The 16,592-nt window shown below is 61.1% G+C and carries 13 protein-coding genes; 10 read left to right on the forward strand and 3 right to left on the reverse strand.

All coding sequences use genetic code 11. The features are described from left to right. Window positions 1–10: 10 nt before the first annotated feature. Window positions 11–1,663 (forward strand): dihydroxyacetone kinase subunit DhaK, encoded by a 1,653-nt coding sequence (locus tag GH983_RS11720; protein ID WP_153762458.1) that lies wholly within the window; start codon window positions 11–13, stop codon window positions 1,661–1,663. 261 nt (window positions 1,664–1,924) lie between these two features. On the opposite strand, the gene GH983_RS11725 is transcribed toward GH983_RS11720, so the two are convergent. Next, window positions 1,925–2,680, reverse strand: coding sequence for a DeoR/GlpR family DNA-binding transcription regulator (locus tag GH983_RS11725; RefSeq protein WP_054151604.1), 756 nt, complete (start codon window positions 2,678–2,680; stop codon window positions 1,925–1,927). A gap of 243 nt (window positions 2,681–2,923) precedes the next feature. On the opposite strand from GH983_RS11725, the gene GH983_RS11730 reads away from it, so the two are divergent. The 7 genes from GH983_RS11730 to GH983_RS11760 all read left to right on the forward strand — a co-directional run bounded on the left by GH983_RS11730 (window position 2,924) and on the right by GH983_RS11760 (window position 13,731). Continuing rightward, entirely contained in the window at window positions 2,924–3,889 is a 966-nt protein-coding gene (locus tag GH983_RS11730) for an ABC transporter substrate-binding protein (RefSeq protein ID WP_083229519.1), read from the forward strand. 100 nt (window positions 3,890–3,989) lie between these two features. Then, complete coding sequence (locus GH983_RS11735; protein ID WP_153762459.1) at window positions 3,990–5,006, forward strand: glycine betaine/L-proline ABC transporter ATP-binding protein; 1,017 nt, start codon at window positions 3,990–3,992, stop codon at window positions 5,004–5,006. Window positions 5,007–5,010: 4 nt separating this feature from the next. Further along, a complete protein-coding gene (locus GH983_RS11740; protein ID WP_153762460.1) occupies window positions 5,011–7,035 on the forward strand; it encodes a proline/glycine betaine ABC transporter permease in 2,025 nt (674 codons plus the stop codon). Continuing rightward, the gene (locus tag GH983_RS11745) at window positions 7,032–7,940 is read left to right on the forward strand and encodes a choline kinase family protein (protein WP_153762461.1); all 909 of its coding nucleotides are present in this window, start codon (window positions 7,032–7,034) and stop codon (window positions 7,938–7,940) included. Before GH983_RS11740 ends, GH983_RS11745 begins: the two co-directional genes overlap by 4 nt. Continuing rightward, complete coding sequence (locus GH983_RS11750; RefSeq protein ID WP_153762462.1) at window positions 7,937–10,378, forward strand: FAD-dependent oxidoreductase; 2,442 nt, start codon at window positions 7,937–7,939, stop codon at window positions 10,376–10,378. The genes GH983_RS11745 and GH983_RS11750 overlap by 4 nt, the downstream gene beginning before the upstream one ends. Window positions 10,379–10,387: 9 nt before the next feature. After that, a complete protein-coding gene (locus GH983_RS11755) occupies window positions 10,388–12,805 on the forward strand; it encodes an FAD-dependent oxidoreductase (protein WP_153762463.1) in 2,418 nt (805 codons plus the stop codon). After that, on the forward strand, window positions 12,802–13,731 hold the full coding sequence (locus tag GH983_RS11760) for a phosphotransferase family protein (protein ID WP_054151598.1): 930 nt from the start codon (window positions 12,802–12,804) through the stop codon (window positions 13,729–13,731). The genes GH983_RS11755 and GH983_RS11760 overlap by 4 nt, the downstream gene beginning before the upstream one ends. A 232-nt stretch (window positions 13,732–13,963) precedes the next feature. On the opposite strand, the gene GH983_RS11765 is transcribed toward GH983_RS11760, so the two are convergent. Continuing rightward, window positions 13,964–15,103, reverse strand: coding sequence for an amidohydrolase family protein (locus GH983_RS11765; protein ID WP_246727561.1), 1,140 nt, complete (start codon window positions 15,101–15,103; stop codon window positions 13,964–13,966). Between GH983_RS11765 and GH983_RS24320 the strand changes: the two genes are divergently transcribed. Both GH983_RS24320 and GH983_RS11770 read left to right on the forward strand, forming a co-directional pair. After that, window positions 15,005–15,211, forward strand: coding sequence for a hypothetical protein (locus tag GH983_RS24320; RefSeq protein ID WP_246727602.1), 207 nt, complete (start codon window positions 15,005–15,007; stop codon window positions 15,209–15,211). The genes GH983_RS11765 and GH983_RS24320 overlap by 99 nt on opposite strands. A gap of 73 nt (window positions 15,212–15,284) precedes the next feature. Then, window positions 15,285–15,686 carry a hypothetical protein gene (locus tag GH983_RS11770; RefSeq protein ID WP_054151596.1) on the forward strand — a complete coding sequence of 134 codons (402 nt, stop codon included), beginning with the start codon at window positions 15,285–15,287 and terminating at the stop codon, window positions 15,684–15,686. 19 nt (window positions 15,687–15,705) lie between these two features. Here GH983_RS11770 and GH983_RS11775 read toward each other — a convergent pair whose 3' ends face one another. Next, complete coding sequence (locus tag GH983_RS11775) at window positions 15,706–16,410, reverse strand: GntR family transcriptional regulator (RefSeq protein WP_054151595.1); 705 nt, start codon at window positions 16,408–16,410, stop codon at window positions 15,706–15,708. Window positions 16,411–16,592 lie beyond the last annotated feature (182 nt).

The raw sequence follows: 16,592 nt of genomic DNA on the forward strand, positions 1-16,592 counted from the left end.
GGAGGGTCTCATGCCACAATTCCTCAACAGCAGGGAAAATGCCGTCACCGAAGCAATCGACGGCGTACTCATGGCCTCAGCCGGAGCCTTGAGCCGCCTGGATGGCTTTCCGCATATTCGCGTCGTGGTGCGGTCCGACTGGGACAAGTCGAAGGTGGCGATCGTGTCGGGCGGCGGATCCGGCCATGAGCCGGCCCATGCAGGCTTTGTCGGACGCGGCATGCTGACGGCCGCTGTATGTGGTGATGTCTTCGCCTCCCCGAGCGTCGACGCCATTCTGGCTGCAATCCTTGCTGTGACCGGCCCGCTCGGTTGCCTGCTGATCGTCAAGAATTATACTGGCGACCGGCTGAACTTCGGCTTGGCGGCCGAACGGGCCCGCGCCTTCGGGCTCAATGTCGGCATGGTAATCGTAGACGATGACATAGCGCTTCCCGACCTGCCGCAGTCACGCGGGGTCGCGGGCACGCTCTTCGTGCACAAGATCGCCGGTGCGATGGCCGAAAACGGCGCAAGCCTCGATGCCGTCATCGACACTGCACGCCGCGTGATCGCCAATATTCGCTCGATCGGGATTTCGCTAGACACCTGCACCGTACCAGGCTCGCCCAAGGAAGCGCGAATTCCCGAGGGCCGCGCTGAACTCGGCCTTGGCATCCATGGTGAGGCGGGCGTGGAGCAGATCGAGTATGACGGCGTGCGTGGCGCTGTGGCAGCGATGGTGGACCGCCTTGCCGTGGGCATGGAAGACAAGCCGCATGTCGTACTGATCAATAATCTTGGCGGCACCTCCGTGCTTGAAATGGCCGTGGTCCTCAACGAACTTGTCCAGTCGGCGATCGGCGAACGGATTTCGCATATCGTTGGTCCTGCCCCATTGATGACCTCGCTCGACATGCAGGGCTTTTCGATCTCGGTCATGCCGGCGGAAAAAGCCGACCTCGACCTGCTTGCGAAGCCGGTCGATCTTGCAGCATGGCCAGGCGTAACGGCTATCCGGCCGGTCAACCTCATCGCCCTGCCCGACGGATTGACCCCGATCGCGCCACTTGCCTCGCAGCATTTGCCGACCCGTCAATTTCTCACCGAGTGCTGCAAGCTTCTGATCGAGGCTGAAAAGGACCTCAATGCACTTGATGCAAAATCCGGTGACGGCGATACCGGCTCGACCCTTGCAAGCGCCGCACGGGCCCTGATCGAGGCTCTGGACCGCCTGCCGCTTGCTGACCATACCCAGTTACTGCGCGCCATGGGTCAGGAGCTTAGCCAGACCATGGGCGGTTCGTCCGGAGTGCTGCTCGCCATCTTCTTTGCTGCGGCAGGCGATGGAGCCTCAAGTGGGCTCGGCATGCGCGACGCGTTGAAGGCCGGGCTTGCCCGCATGCAGGAAATCGGCGGCGCTGCGCTCGGCGACCGAACCATGATCGACGCACTTTCGCCTGCGCTTGATGCCTATGACAAGGGTTTCGCGGCAGCAGCAAGTGCTGCACGCGCAGGCGCCAACCTCACCGCCACCTACGTCAAGGCCCGAGCCGGGCGGGCCGCGTATATCAATGCTCAGCAGCTCGAAGGACACATCGATCCAGGTGCAGAGGCTGTCGCGCGTCTCTTCGAGTTCCTGGCGCGACGCCATGGCGGCTCTCAGGGCAAGGCAGCTGAGTGATGCACTGAACCAAGGACGGGTGCGGTGGATGCCGTGCATCCGCACCGTCTCTGACGCGCCAATTTAAAACTGTCTTCGGACCGGGACTTCAGGCTCGAACGCGCAGACCAACCGAGACATCGCGGGACCCTGACTGTCAAAGCGACGTGACGATCGATCATGGCCTCAACGTTTCCAACAAACGTGGTCTTCTAGGCGCGCAAAACGTGCGTCCCGATCGGGAAGTTCGGCTACCGGCCGAAGAACACATAGCCTCAGAGTTCAGGCAAGCAACACACTGGTGCCGGCTGCAGCCATAGCCTCGGCAATGTCCGGTGGAGGCTGTACATCGGTCGCAAGCTCAGCGATCGCCTCAAAGCCACAGACACGGACCAGACCCTCGCGACCGAATTTACTCCGGTCCGTCACAACCAGCGTGCGTCGTCCGCGCGTGATAACCGTTCGGGCAAATTCCGCCTCATCCAGATCGTAATCCATCATCCCCTCTGAATTCACGGCACCCGTCGAGATGATCGCGTGGGTTACGGAAAATCGACTGATGAAATCGATAGCCGTACTCCCGAACGCCGCCCCGTTGTCGCTGCGCAACTCCCCGCCTGCCATGTAAACTTTGTTGTCATTCAGCGTAGCAAGCGTGCGCGCGATGTCGGAAGAGTTTGTCACGACGGTCAGACGCCGGTGACCCAGGAGTTCCCGCGCAAGGAAGCTCGTTGTCGTGCCTGTGTCCATCATGATCGAGTCCCCGTCACGTATGGTCGCTGCAACAGAGGCCGCGATGGCCCGCTTGGCCTCGCTGTTTTCACGCATCCGGCGTTCGAACGGCGCCTCGCCGACCATGGAAGTCAGGCTCACTGCGCCATGCATCCTGATCAGACTGCCACCGTTTGCCAACGGTTTAAGATCCCGCCGAATAGTCTCCAGCGATACACCGAGTTTGCGCGCAAGGGCCGAAAGGGCCACGGTTCCCTCGCGATCCAGAACACGCAAGATCTCTCGCTGCCGTGTTGAAGGGGGCATGACCATCTCCATCCTGCTCGTCACCGCATCGTTAGCTCGCGGCAACACCAGCTTCAAGTAGACACCACATAATCGGTCAGAAAATCACAAAATGCCACAGATTCGGATTGACAAGCTCTCTCGCTTGACCCGAGACTGCGGACATACACGCGGTCGTCATCAGATACGAAAAGTACGGGGAACGGCGACCGGGTGCCTTGCCAGATTTAAGCAATCTCAACGGGCTCTACTGGGAGAACTCGAATGCTTCACCATGACCGCATGCCGAGAACTATCGCAGCCGCATTGCTGATGACTGCCGCATTCTTCGTCACACCGACATCAGCGCAGGAATCCACCGATCCGATCAAACTGACATTACATGACTGGACAGGCCAGTTGATCACCACCCAGATCATGGGCGAGGTGTTGAAGAAGGCGGGCTATTCCGTCGAGTTTGTTCAGGCCGACTATCTGGCCCAGTTTGCCGGTCTCGAATCCGGAGACCTCCATGTTGCCATGGAAATCTGGGAAACGACCGGCCGCGAGGCGATGGACGCAGCCACGGCAACGGGCAAGGTCGAAAACCTCGGCGAAACCGGCATGCAAGCCAAGGAAGAATGGTGGTTTCCCGAATACATGAAGGAGAAATGCCCCGGCCTGCCGAACTGGGAAGCTCTGAAGACTGAAGCCTGTGCCGAAGCCTTCTCGACGGCGGAAACAGCGCCGAAAGGCCGCTATCTCGGCGGTCCGGTCACCTGGGGCGGATTTGATGACGAACGTGTCGAAGCGCTCGACCTGCCCTTCGAGGTCGTGCATGCCGGAACCGATGCGGCACTCTTCGCAGAGCTTGAAAGCGCCTATCAGCGTCAGGCACCGATCCTCCTCTGGATCTACGCGCCGCATTGGGCCCCGGCCAAATACAAGGGCGAATGGGTCGAATTCCCGCAATACACCAAGGAATGCTACACCGACGCCGCCTCGGGCTCCAACCCGGACATGGCCTATGATTGTGGCAAGCCCTTCGGTCCGATCTGGAAGGTCGCCTGGTCCGGTTTGAAGGACAAGTGGCCCGGCGCCCATGAGGCCATAAAGGCCTTCAACGTCGGCAACGACGAAATGGGCGCGATGATCACCAAGGTCGATCTCGAAGGCAAGAAGGTCGAGGAAGTCGTCGCCGAATGGGTCGGCGCCAACGAGGCCAAATGGTCGGAATGGATCAAGAAATAGCCGGACTGGCTTCGGTCGCCCGCGCACTCCCTCGGCGCGGGTGACCGTTCTTTCGAGCGGCCCCTGCGGGCTATCCGTCCTGCGATCCAGCGGAACTGCCATGTCGACTGAAGCCAAACTCGTCTGCCGCAATGTCTGGAAGATATTCGGTGCGGGCGCCCGCGATGCCATGTCCTCCAACGATGGCAAGCCTGACGCCGAGACGCTGTTAGATTCCGGCCTGGTCGGCGCCGTCAGGGACGTCAATCTTGCGGTGAGAGCCGGCGAAATCTTCGTGATCATGGGGCTCTCAGGCTCTGGCAAATCAACACTGGTGCGCTGCCTGTCACGACTGATCGAGCCGACATCTGGCGAAATACTCTTCAACGGGGAAAACCTGCTCTCAGCCAGCGAAGCGCGGATGATCGAGATCAGGCGCCATCAGATGGGCATGGTCTTCCAGCATTTTGCGCTACTGCCGCATCTGACGGTGCTCGACAATGTCGCCTTCCCCCTGGAAGTCCAGGGCATAGACCGGCCGACGCGGGAGGGTCGCGCCAGACGCATGGTCGAACTGGTCGGTCTCGCCGGCAAGGAGACCGCCTTCCCGCGCCAACTCTCCGGTGGCCAGCAGCAACGCGTCGGCATTGCCCGCTCGCTCGCGGTCGAACCCGAACTCTGGTTCCTGGACGAACCTTTCTCGGCGCTCGATCCGCTGATCCGACGCGAAATGCAGGACGAATTCCTGCGCCTGCAATCGGTGCTGAAGAAGACCATTGTCTTCATCACCCACGACTTCGACGAAGCGATCCGGCTCGCCGACCGCATCGCGATCATGAAGGATGGCGAGATCGTACAGGCCGGCACCCCCGAAGAACTCGTTCTGGCGCCCGCCACCGATTACGTCGCCGAATTCACCCGCAACGTCGCCCGTTCCAAGGTCGTTAAGGTCGCCTCGCTGATGACGGCCGCAACCGGGCCCCTGCCCGCTGCCACCACATCGCCATCGGCTTCCATCTCGGAAGCCGCACCCCTGTTCGCCTCAGCCGGGGACACACTCGGCGTCGTCGATGCAGATGGCCGGACGGTTGGTCTCCTGCGACGCAGCGATGTCGTTGACGTCATGATGCAGGGCTGAGCCGATGAGCGCGCTATCCGCCCCGCCATTCCACGCCGACGAGACCGGAAGCGCGCCGTCTGGCAAACGCTTCGTGGATATCGCCGTGGCGCTTGCCGCCTTTGCCATGCTCATGGCCTGGTGGCTCGGCCCGTCGATCGGAAAATGGGCCTTCGACTATCCACGCGCCTGGCAAATCCCCGCGGCTCGACACATCAGCGGCTGGATGAAATGGCTGGTCAACGAAGCGAGCTTCGGCCTCTTCTCCTTCACTGATCTCACGCGCTTCATCGCAGACCTAATCGACATTCCCTACACGTTTGCGCTCAGCCTGCTCTCGACCGGCTTCCTCTCGGGCCAGGGATCCGCCGCAGTCCAGATCGTGCCGCCGATATCCTACCTGGGTGTCATCGTGCTCGTCGGTCTGATGGGATACTATGCAGGCGGCACCAAGTTGGCGGCACTGGTCGTCACCTGCTTCGGATTCCTCGCCGCATTCGGCCAATGGTCGAGCGCCATGGTGACGCTCTCCTCCATCCTGGTCGCTGTTCCGATCGGTGTCATTCTCGGCCTTTTACTCGGGCTCGCCGGCTACCGCTTTCCGTGGATAGAACGGGCGATCTCGCCACTTCTCGACTTGATGCAGACCATCCCGATCTTCGCCTATCTCGTGCCGATCCTTTTCCTCTTCGGTTTCGGGCCGACGGCAGCCATCGTCGGGACCATTATCTACGCCATGCCGCCCATGGTGCGCATCACCCTACTGGGCCTGAGAGCCGTTCCGTCAGAGATCCGCGATCTTGGCCAAATGGTCGGCTGCTCGCGCCGCCAGATGACCTGGAAAGTGATGGTGCCCTCGGCCGCCGACGCGCTGATGGTCGGCGTCAACCAAGTCATCATGCTCTCTCTCAACATGGTGATCATCGCATCGATGATCGGCGCTGGCGGCCTGGGCTTCGATGTGCTGGCAGCGCTCCGTCGTCTCGACATCGGCGCCGGCTTCGAGGCGGGTTTCGCAATCGTCGCACTCGCCGTCGCCCTCGACCGCTTGAGCCAGGCCTTCGCGCGAAAGGCCGGCGTCCCGTCCGTCATAGCGACCAGCGACCACAACCTGATGCAGCGCCACCCGTATCTGACCGCAGGCCTTGCCGTGATCGTCTTCAGCCTCGTCGCAAGCCTGATCTCGCCTGCTTTCGCCACCCTGCCCGACAGCCTCACCCTGTCGACCGGCACCTTCTGGAACGAGGTGGTGAAATGGATCAACATCAACTTCTTCGACGCGCTCGAGGCGATCCGCACCACCCTCCTCATCCACCTTCTGGTACCGATCAAGCGCTTCCTGGCCGAGTTGCCCTGGCTGGGTGTCGTCGCCGTGTTGGCCATCGCCGGCTACCGCCTCGGCGGGCTGCGGCTCGCTGTCCTGGCCGCCACGCTCTCCTTCCTGATCGCCGCGACTGGCCAATGGGAAAAGGCGATGGTGACGGTCTATCTCTGTGGCATCGCGGTGATCATCGCCTGCCTGATCGGTATTCCAATCGGCATTCTCGCAGCAGAGCGTGAGCGGCTCTGGCGCTGGCTGCAGGTGGTGATCGACACGCTGCAGACGCTACCTTCCTTCGTTTATCTGATGCCGGCCGTAATGCTCTTCCGGGTCGGCGACTTCACAGCTCTGATCGCCATCGTTGCCTATGCCGTGGCACCAGCGATCCGCTACACGGCACTCGGGATCCAGCGCGTCGATCCGAGGGTCGTCGAAGCCGGACGCGCCATGGGGTGCACGCCCTTTCAGATCCTCACCAAGATCAAGTTGAAGCTCGCACTTCCCGAACTCATGCTCGGCCTGAACCAGACGATCATGTTCGCCCTCTCAATGCTCGTGATTACGGCCTTGGTCGGCACCCGCGATCTCGGCCAGGAGGTCTATATCGCTTTGACCAAGGCCGATACCGGCCGCGGCATTGTCGCAGGCCTCGCCGTTGCCTTCATCGCCATCATCGCCGACCGGTTGATCTCTGCCGGCGCTGCTCGTCTGAGGGAGCGGATGGCATGACCGACACCGCCCCGAACCCAGTACTCGAAGATCGCATCGCGTCCCTGCCCTGCTGGAATGGAGCGCTGGAGATCTCCGTGCTCAAGGGCGGCCTAAGCAATGAGAGCTTCCTGGTGGCCGATGCCTCTGGCCGCCACGTCGTGCGCTTCGGGACAGATTATCCCTTCCATCACGTTTCCAGGACCCGCGAACTCATGACGGCCCGCGCTGCCCACGCGGCCGGCTTCGCTCCGAAGGTGGAGTATGCAGAATCGGGCGTTATGGTGTCTGCCTTCCTCGACGCGAAGACGTTTTCGGCAAACGACGTCGCGGCCGAACGTGAGCGCGTGGCGCTCCTTCTCCACCGGTTTCACAAGGAAATGCCACGCCACGTAACCGGTGCGGGCTTCATGTTCTGGCCCTTCCACGTGGTGCGCGACTATGCCCGCACGCTCGAGGCAGGCAACAGCCGGATGATCCCGGAGCTGGCCCAATTTCTCGTGCTGGCGCAGGAGCTGGAATCCGTGCAGGCGCCGCTTCCCATCGTTTTTGCCCATAACGACCTCCTGCCCTCCAACATTCTCGACGATGGCAAAAGGCTCTGGCTGATCGATTTCGAATATGCCGGTTTCTCGACGCCCATGTTCGACCTCGCCGGTGCGACCTCCAATGCCGGCCTGACACCCGACCAGTCGGAAGAGTTCCTCACCGCCTATTTCGGTGGTGTGCCCTCGACCGAGATCCGCCACTCGCTCGCCGCCATGCAATGCGCCTCCCTGTTGCGCGAGGCGATGTGGAGCATGACCTCCGAACTCTACCTCGATGCGCCAGGGGCCGACTATGTCGGCTACACGGCCGAAAACCTCACGCGCCTCCAAGAAGCGCTGGACCACTACAACTCAGTCTATGGGAACCATGCGTCATGACCCTGCCCTCCCACGCCCAGATCGTCGTCATTGGCGGTGGCATCATCGGCTGCTCCACCGCCTATCATCTCGCAAAGGATCACAAGGCAGACGTTCTGCTCCTCGAACAGGGCGCCCTCACATCGGGTTCGACCTGGCATGCGGCCGGTCTAGTCGGCCAGCTGCGTTCGTCCGCCTCGATCACACGCGTGCTGAAATATTCGGTCGAGCTCTACAAGGGGCTGGAAGCCGAAACCGGGCTCGCAACGGGCTGGAAGATGACGGGCTGCCTGCGGCTTGCCACCAACCAGGACCGCTGGACCGAATTCAAGCGCCTCGCAACCACTGCCGGCAGTTTCGGAATGGAGATGCATCTCGTTTCTCCCCAAGAGGTGAAGCGGATGTGGCCGCTGATGAATGTCGATGATCTCGTCGGTGCGAGCTGGCTGCCGACGGACGGTCAGGCGAGCCCCTCTGACATCACCCAGTCGCTGGCCAAAGGCGCCCGCATGCATGGCGCGAAGATCGTCGAAAACGTTCGGGTCATCGGCTTCGAGATGAAGGACGGCCGGATCACAGCTGTGAAAACCACGCTGGGCGACGTCGCCTGCGAAAAGGTCGTCAACTGTGCCGGCCAATGGGCGCGCCAGGTCGGCGAAATGGCCGGCATCAACGTGCCTCTACAAGCGGTCAAGCACCAGTATATCATCACCGAGAAGATCGACGGCCTTTCGACCGACGCACCGACCATCCGCGACCCTGACAGGCGGACCTACTACAAGGAAGAGGTGGGCGGCCTTGTCATGGGCGGATATGAGCCCAATCCGCAACCCTGGCTTACCGGCGACCTGCCCAATGACTGGGCCTTCCGCCTGTTCGATGACGATTACGACCATTTCGAACAGCACATGATCCAGGCCGTCGAACGCGTACCAGCTCTGGAGACGGTCGGCGTCAAGCAGATGATCAATGGTCCGGAGAGCTTCACGCCCGACGGCAACTTCATTCTCGGCGCAGCCCCCGAATGCAAGAACATGTTCGTCGGCGCCGGGTTCAACGCCTTCGGCATCGCGTCCGGCGGAGGCGCCGGCTGGGTGCTGGCGCAATGGGTTGTCGACGGCGAAGCGCCGCTCGATCTCTGGGTCGTCGACATCAGGCGTTTCGCCGGCATGCATCGCGACCGCCAATGGGTCTGCGACCGCACGCTGGAAGCCTATGGCAAACATTACACAATTGCCTTCCCGCACGAGGAATATGAAAGCGGCCGCCCGCGTCTTGTCTCTCCGCTCTACGACCGCTTGAAGGCATCAGGCGCCGTCTTCGGCTCAAAGCTCGGCTGGGAGCGCCCCAACTGGTTCGCACCATCAGGCATGGCACCGAAGGACGTTTACTCCATGGGCCGGCAGAACTGGTTCGGGCCTGTTGGCGAAGAGCATCGCCACGTGCGCGAGGCGGTCGGGGTCTTCGACCAGTCGTCCTTTGCGAAATACGAGCTTTCAGGTCCCGATGCCCTCAAAGCACTCGACTGGATATGCGCCAACGACGTGAACAAGCCCGTCGGTCGCCTGACCTACACACAGCTTCTGAACACTCGGGGGGGCATCGAGGCGGACTTGACCGTCGCGCGCTTCGCCGAAGACAGATTCTACATCGTCACCGGCACCGGCTTCCGCACCCACGACTTCGGTTGGATATCAGACCATATTCCTGCCGGTCTGGACTGTACGCTCTCCGACATTACCGAAGACTGGGGCACGCTGTCGCTGATGGGACCAAGGGCCCGCGAAGTACTCGCCGGCGTCACCGCCGCAGATGTGTCGAATGCGGCATTCCCCTTCGGCCATGTGCGAGAAATCGGGATTGCCGGCGCCACCGTTCGGGCGCTCCGGGTCACCTATGTCGGCGAACTCGGCTGGGAACTGCACATACCGATCGCCGCACTCGGAGAAGTTTATGATGTCCTGATGGCAGCGGGCAAAACCCATGACATCCGCCCCATCGGTTATCGCGCACTGGAATCCCTGCGCCTCGAAAAAGCTTACCGTGCCTGGAGCTCCGACATCACGCCGAACGACACGCCCTTCGAGGCTGGACTAGGCTGGGCGGTGAAACTCCGCAAGAACACCGATTTCCTTGGCCGCCGAGCGCTGGAAGGCCTTGCCGGTCAGCCGCTCAAGAAACGGTTCATGGGCTTCACCGTCGACGACCCATCGATCGTGATCGCGGGACGCGAGACGATCCTCAGGAACGGCGAGGCCGTCGGCTACCTGACCAGCGGCGGCTATGGCTACACGCTCGGCCGAAACATTGGCTACGGCTATGTTCGGAACACTGAGGGCGTTAGCGACGACTATCTGAAGAGCGGAACTTACGAGCTCGTGGTCGCGGCGGAAAAGACGCCGGCCACCCTTCACTTCGGGCCGATGGTCGACCCGGCCATGGACAAGATCAAGGCCTGAGGTTTCCCAATGCCATTCCGCGCTGATCGTCATGTCCACATTCTCATCATCGGCGGCGGCGCAATCGGCACCTCCGTCGCCTATCACCTCGCCCGCGACGGGGCGAAGGATGTCCTGCTGGTCGAAAAGGCCATGCTCACCCATGGCTGCACCTGGCATGCGGCAGGCCTCGTCGGCCAGCTTCGCGGCAAGCGCAATCTGACCCGGCTGATGCAAAATTCCGTCGCGGTCTTCGATCGCCTGGAACAGGAAACGGGCCAGCACATTGCCTGGAAGAAGGTGGGCTCGCTCAGGCTTGCCGGAAGTCCTGAGCGCTGGAGCGAAATTCGCCGTTCGATGACCCAGGCAAAAAGCTTCGGCGTCGAATGCTACTCCCTCTCCGCTGAAGAGGCAGCGAACCGTTTCCCTTACATCGTCAAGGAGGGCATCGAGGGTGCCGCCTTCATACCCGGCGACGGCTATATCGATCCCTATTCCCTGACCATGGCCTATGCCAAGGGCGCGCGGATGAACGGCGTGAAGATCGAGGAAGGGGTGACGGTCGAGGAGATTGTCATCGAGAACCGCCGGGCCGTCGGCGTGGTGACGAATGGCGGGACGATCTCCTGCGATATTCTCGTCAATTGTGCCGGCCTCTGGGCGAAACGCGTCGGTGAGATGGCCGGCGTCCCGCTCGCGGCAGGCGTCGTGGAGCACCAGTATTTCCTCACCGAAAAAAAGCTCACTCTACCCCCGGATCTCACCACCCTGCGCGATCCCGACAACAATTTCTATCTGAAGCCGGACACCGGCTCCTTCGCCATCGGCGGCTGGGAGGATGGCACCAAGGGTTGCTGGCGTGGCAAGCCGCCGCTCGATTTCGGTCGCGAACTGTTCGAGCCGAACTGGGACCGGTTGGAGCTCTTTGCCCTGCCGACCGCGACCCGCATTCCCGCCCTCAACGAGATCGGCATCCAGACGGTGATCAACGGCCCGATCCCCGTCTCCTTCGACGGCGAGCCGATCATGGGGCTTGCCCCGGGCCTCGACAATTTCTACGTCGCCTGCGGCTTCACCGCCGGCATCGCCGCTTCGGGCGGAGCCGGCCTTGCGCTTTCCAACCTCATCCTGCACGGCGATGCCGGCATGGATCTCTGGCCTTTCGACGTCCGTCGCTTCGGCGCTGTCCATGCCCAGGGACGTTATCTGGAAGAACGCGCCATCGAGGCTTACGGCGCCTACTACAAGGTCCATTGGCCAGGCGAGGAAGCGCAGGCCGTCCGAGGTCTGCGCCGATCGCCGCTGCACGATGTCCTGGCGAGAAATGGCGCCGTCTTCGGCTCGAAATTTGGTTGGGAACGGCCCAACTGGTTTTCGCAAGCGGGGCCGGAAGCCAGGGACATCCCCTCTTTCGAGGGCAAGCCGAACTGGTTCGACACCGTCGGCGGCGAGGTGAAGGCGATCCGCGAGCGGGTGGCGCTCATCGATCAATCGTCCTTCTCCAAGTTCGAGATCAGCGGTCCCGGCGCCTGGGCAGCCATGCAGCGGATCGCGGCCAATGATCTGTCCGGCCCGCCGGGCAAGGCCGTCTATACCCAGCTCTGCAATGAGCGTGGCGGCATCGAGGCTGATGTGACGATCGTCCATCTCGCCGACGACCTCCTCTACCTGATCACCGGATCTGGCTTCGGCGTCCGAGACGGTAACTGGGTTTCCCGCCACCTGCCGGCAGGCGTCTGCCTGCGCGACGTCACAAATCGCTTCGCCACCCTCAACATCTGCGGACCGCGGGCGCGTGACGTCCTGCAAAGCATCTCCGACGACGACCTCTGCAATGATGCGCTGCCCTTCCTGACCGCAAGACGCATCGACATAGGCTCAGCCTCGGCGCTTGCGGTCCGCATCGGTTATGTTGGCGAACTCGGCTATGAACTCTATATCGACCAGGAATACGCCTCCCATGTCTACGATACCCTGAAAACGGCCGGACAAGCCTCAGGCATCGCCGATGCCGGATACCGGGCCATCGATGCGGCCCGCATGGAAAAGGGCTATCTCTACTGGTCCGGCGACATCACGCCCGACTACAATCCGTATGAGGCTGGTCTCGGCTTCTGCGTCGCGCTCGACAAAGGCGACTTCATCGGCCGGGAGGCCCTGGCGACGATCAAGGCGGACGGCGTGAAGCGCAGGCTCGTTTCCTACACCGTCGACGGCTTCGCCCCCTTCCACGGCGGCGAGGCGGTTCTACTCGATGGCAAGGTCGTGGGCTCCACGGCCAGCACCGGTTACGGATATACGCTCGGCAAGACCATTGCCTTCGGTTACCTGCCAACTGAGATTGCCACAGGCGAGCACTTCCAGATCGAGGCCTTCGGCAGGACCTATGAAGCCCGTCGGGGCGCCCGCACCCTCTATGATGCGAAGATGGAGAGGCTGAAGGCATGAACGAAGAGACCGAGATCGCGCTCGCCCGGGAAACAGTGAAGACGATCCCCCTGCTGGCCGGTCATGACGGCCCGATCGAACGCCTGGGCGGCCTCACCAATCTGGTATTCCGCGTTGGGGACCACTGCCTGCGCATCCCTGGCAAGGGCACAGAGGAATACATTGATCGCGCCAACGAGATGATGGCGACAGAGGCAGTCGCCTTTGCCGGTGTCGGCCCGGACATTCTCTTTGCGGACGCGACAAGCGGCATCTTCGTCTCCCGTTTCCTGGATGGGGCAGCGACCATGACACCGGAGCGGTTTCGGTCGCGAGCCGGCGCCCCTGCCAGGGCAGGCAAGGCCTTTCGCAAACTGCATGACAGTGGCGCCATCTTCCCTGCACGCTTCGAACTCTTCGCGATGATCGACAGCTACCTCGGCATCCTCGCCACGAAGGATGTCGACCTGCCGGAAGGATATCATGACGTCCTAAGCGAGGCGGAGGCGGTGCGGGCAGCGCTATCGGCCCATCCGCTGCCGAATGTCGCCTGCCACTGCGATCCGCTTTGCGAAAACTTCCTCGACAGTGGTGAGCGCATGTGGATCGTCGACTGGGAATATTCCGGCATGAACGACCCCATGTGGGATCTCGGCGATCTCTGCGTCGAAGGCGGTTTCGGGCCGGAGCAGGAGGAAGAAATGATCCTTGCTTATTTCGGCGGTGAGCCCACTGCCGCCGAGCGTGGGCGCATCATCATATATAAGGCAATGTGCGACCTTCTATGGACACTCTGGGGCTTAATACAGCTCGCAAACGACAATCCTGCAGACGACTTCCGCAGTTATGCCGATAGGCGCTTCGCCCGTTGCAGAGCTCTGATGGGTACAAGCCTCTTCGCCGAGGCATTAGAGGCGGTTGCGACGTCCAAGTCGGCCGACACATGACAGCCCAAAAGGGTCTTTTGCCCAACGGTTATCGACAGACTCTCCGATACTGAACCATCACAAAACGCGGGGGGACGCGGGCATCCGACGGCAACTGGATCAGCGCGTCCTGATGTGGAGAAGGCTCCAGCCCTTGCACTGGTAGCGCGATAGATCTGTCTGCAGTCTTGTTTAAAGGAAGGCTTACGGCCCCTCGGCAATCATCTCAGCCTGTGCGATCGGCGTTCGTCGACTATGAAAAAATTTCGGCCCGTCGCTCGAATGTTTTCCTGCCTTTCTTTAGACCCATCAAGGCGGGCGCGATGCTGCCGAAAGCCTCATCTTCCAAAGTGGCATCAAGAACGATCAGATCTGCGAAATGGCCCGGCGCGATGCCGTAAGCGTCGATACGCATCAGGCGCGCGGCATCCCCCGTGATCATATCGAGGCATCGGGAGAAACCTTCGGGTCCTATGTGCATGAGGTTTGCGTAGAGATTGGCCATGCGAAGCAAAGAACAATCCCCGTAAGGCGTGAACGGGTTCATCACGTTGTTCGTCGCAATCGACGTCGTAAGACCTCGATCCGCCAACAGGTGCAAAGGTGCCACGCCGCGTACGGCACGAAACCCCTTGTCGCGCCCATTCAGATAGAGATCTGTCGAAGGCAGGGCGGTAACCGCAACGCCGGCAGCCAATAGCTGGGTGACATGCCGCTCGAAGAGCGCCTCCTCCATTGCAGCCAGCTTGGTGACATGGCCGATCGCCACCCGCCGCTGCCAGCCCTTGGCTTCCGTCAAGCGACAGATGTCATCCATATGGGTCCAGCTTGGATCAAGATCGAAATCGAGGTGGAAGTCGAGATCGACGTCATGGCGCTCTGCCATGTCAAACAGACGCTCCATATGCGCTCTAGGATCGCTGTCGGTATAGGGGCAGCCGCCGAGCAGATCCGCACCACTGTCTAGCGCCTGCTCCAGCAATGCCTCGGTGCCGGGATCGTTAAACAGGCCCTCCTGCGGAAAGACGCAGATAGAGAGGTCGATGGCGAAGGCATAGTCGCGTTTCAGTCGCTGGATAGCAGCAAGGCTTCGCAGACCGACACGCGGATCGACCTCCACATGCGTGCGCATGTGCATGGTGCCTTGCAGGATAGCCATTTCGATGGTTCGGGCACCACGGCGATAGACATCTTCTTCCGTGAATTCCTGCTTCAGCCGCGACACTGCAGCAACTGCGCCTTTCAACCCTCCCCCAACACCCCTGCAGCATGCAAGAAGACAGGATTTGTCCAGATGGATATGAGTATCGATGAAACCCGGCAAAACGAGACGGCCACCGACATCCTCTACGACATGAGCTTTATCCTCCCCGCGCTGCGCAACAGGAATGATCGCGGCAATGCGCCCATCACGGATGCCGATGTCCGTCAGGGCCACGCTCCCCTGCAGGGCGGCGTTCCGGATAAGGGTATCGAAGGCGGGAATGGAACTCATGCTTGAAGCCAAAATAGGAATTGAATAGAGAAACTGTATGCAGTTTAATGTCGATCATGGCAACAGACGGGGATAAAAAATGAACGACCTTGCGCAGCGCGACCTTCAGGCAGTCAAAGATTACCTGGAGGCCTCCATGGCGCCGGACCCCGTACGGGCAGCCCGATATGTGGATGCAAGCTTCGTCTGCAGGTTCACAGGCAACCGGGTGTTCGATAGCCCAAGCGGTCCCACGGGCTTCAACGCCACTCGCTACAAATGGGTCAAGAAGCGCATCGAGCGCTATGACGTCGTGCCAGGCGACGGCGAGACGATCGTCTACAGCCTCGGCTACCTATACGGCGAATGGCCGGATGGGCAACGCTTCGACAACAATCGCTATGTCGACCGCTTCGTCGTGCGCAACGGGCTCATCGTCGAGACCGACGTATGGAACGACAGTGCCGAATGGATCCTCGACCCCTCCTGTGCACGGCAATGAGATGCAGGTGTGGACAGTTTCAATCGGCGTAGGGCGCAAGGATATTCATCAGATCCCTGCTTCTGGCGCCTGAGCTTTGCAACAGCGCCCGAGATGCGACAGCCTCCAGGTGCTCATCCATCAACATGCAGGCCCGCTCGGCGGGTCCCTGCTGGATGGCGTCGATCAACTCCAGATGCTCGCTGACAGCGCAGTCGGAGGAATGAGGACGCGCAAAGGCGGACAGGGACAGGCCGGCGCGGTAGCAGATCTCTGTCACGTAGCGAATGAGTATGGGCTTGCCAGTCATCTCCGCAAGCCGGACATGGAATTCCGTCGCCAGCCGAATTGACGTGCCTTCTGCGCCATGGCGCGCTTCGTGCTCTGCCTCAACAATGGCCTTCAACTGCTTGACTTGGGTGTCCGTCAGCTTACCCGCGAGATGACGCACCACCTGCCGCTCAAGGTCGACCCGGATGTCGAAAATATCTCTGGCATCCTCGAAGGAAGGCGTCGCCACGACGGCGATCCGATTACGCCTCAGATCCACCAGACCTTCGGCTGCCAGCTGACCAAGCGCGTGCCTGGCGATCGTGCGGCTGACGCCAAAACGTTCACCAAGTGCATCTTCGGGCAGCCGGTCACCCGGCAAGAGCGCGCGCTCGATAATCGCCGTGCGCAGAGCATGACAAATGCCCTGCACGCGATCGATTTCGCTCCGCGGCTGACGCTTTTCAGATGCCATGACGGGCTCCCTTCATGCTGCTCTGGATAATCCACCCAATCCGCTTTTTCAACTCGCCCTGATGCTGCCATAGCAAGCAAATTGCACAATTTAATTGCATGCACTTTTCGCATGGACATTTTACGAAAATGAAACTGCTATGATTTCCGGACTTCGCCTTCAGTGAGCCGATTTGGCACGCC

The organism is Agrobacterium sp. MA01 (genome assembly GCF_009650195.1).
GTDB lineage: Bacteria > Pseudomonadota > Alphaproteobacteria > Rhizobiales > Rhizobiaceae > Allorhizobium.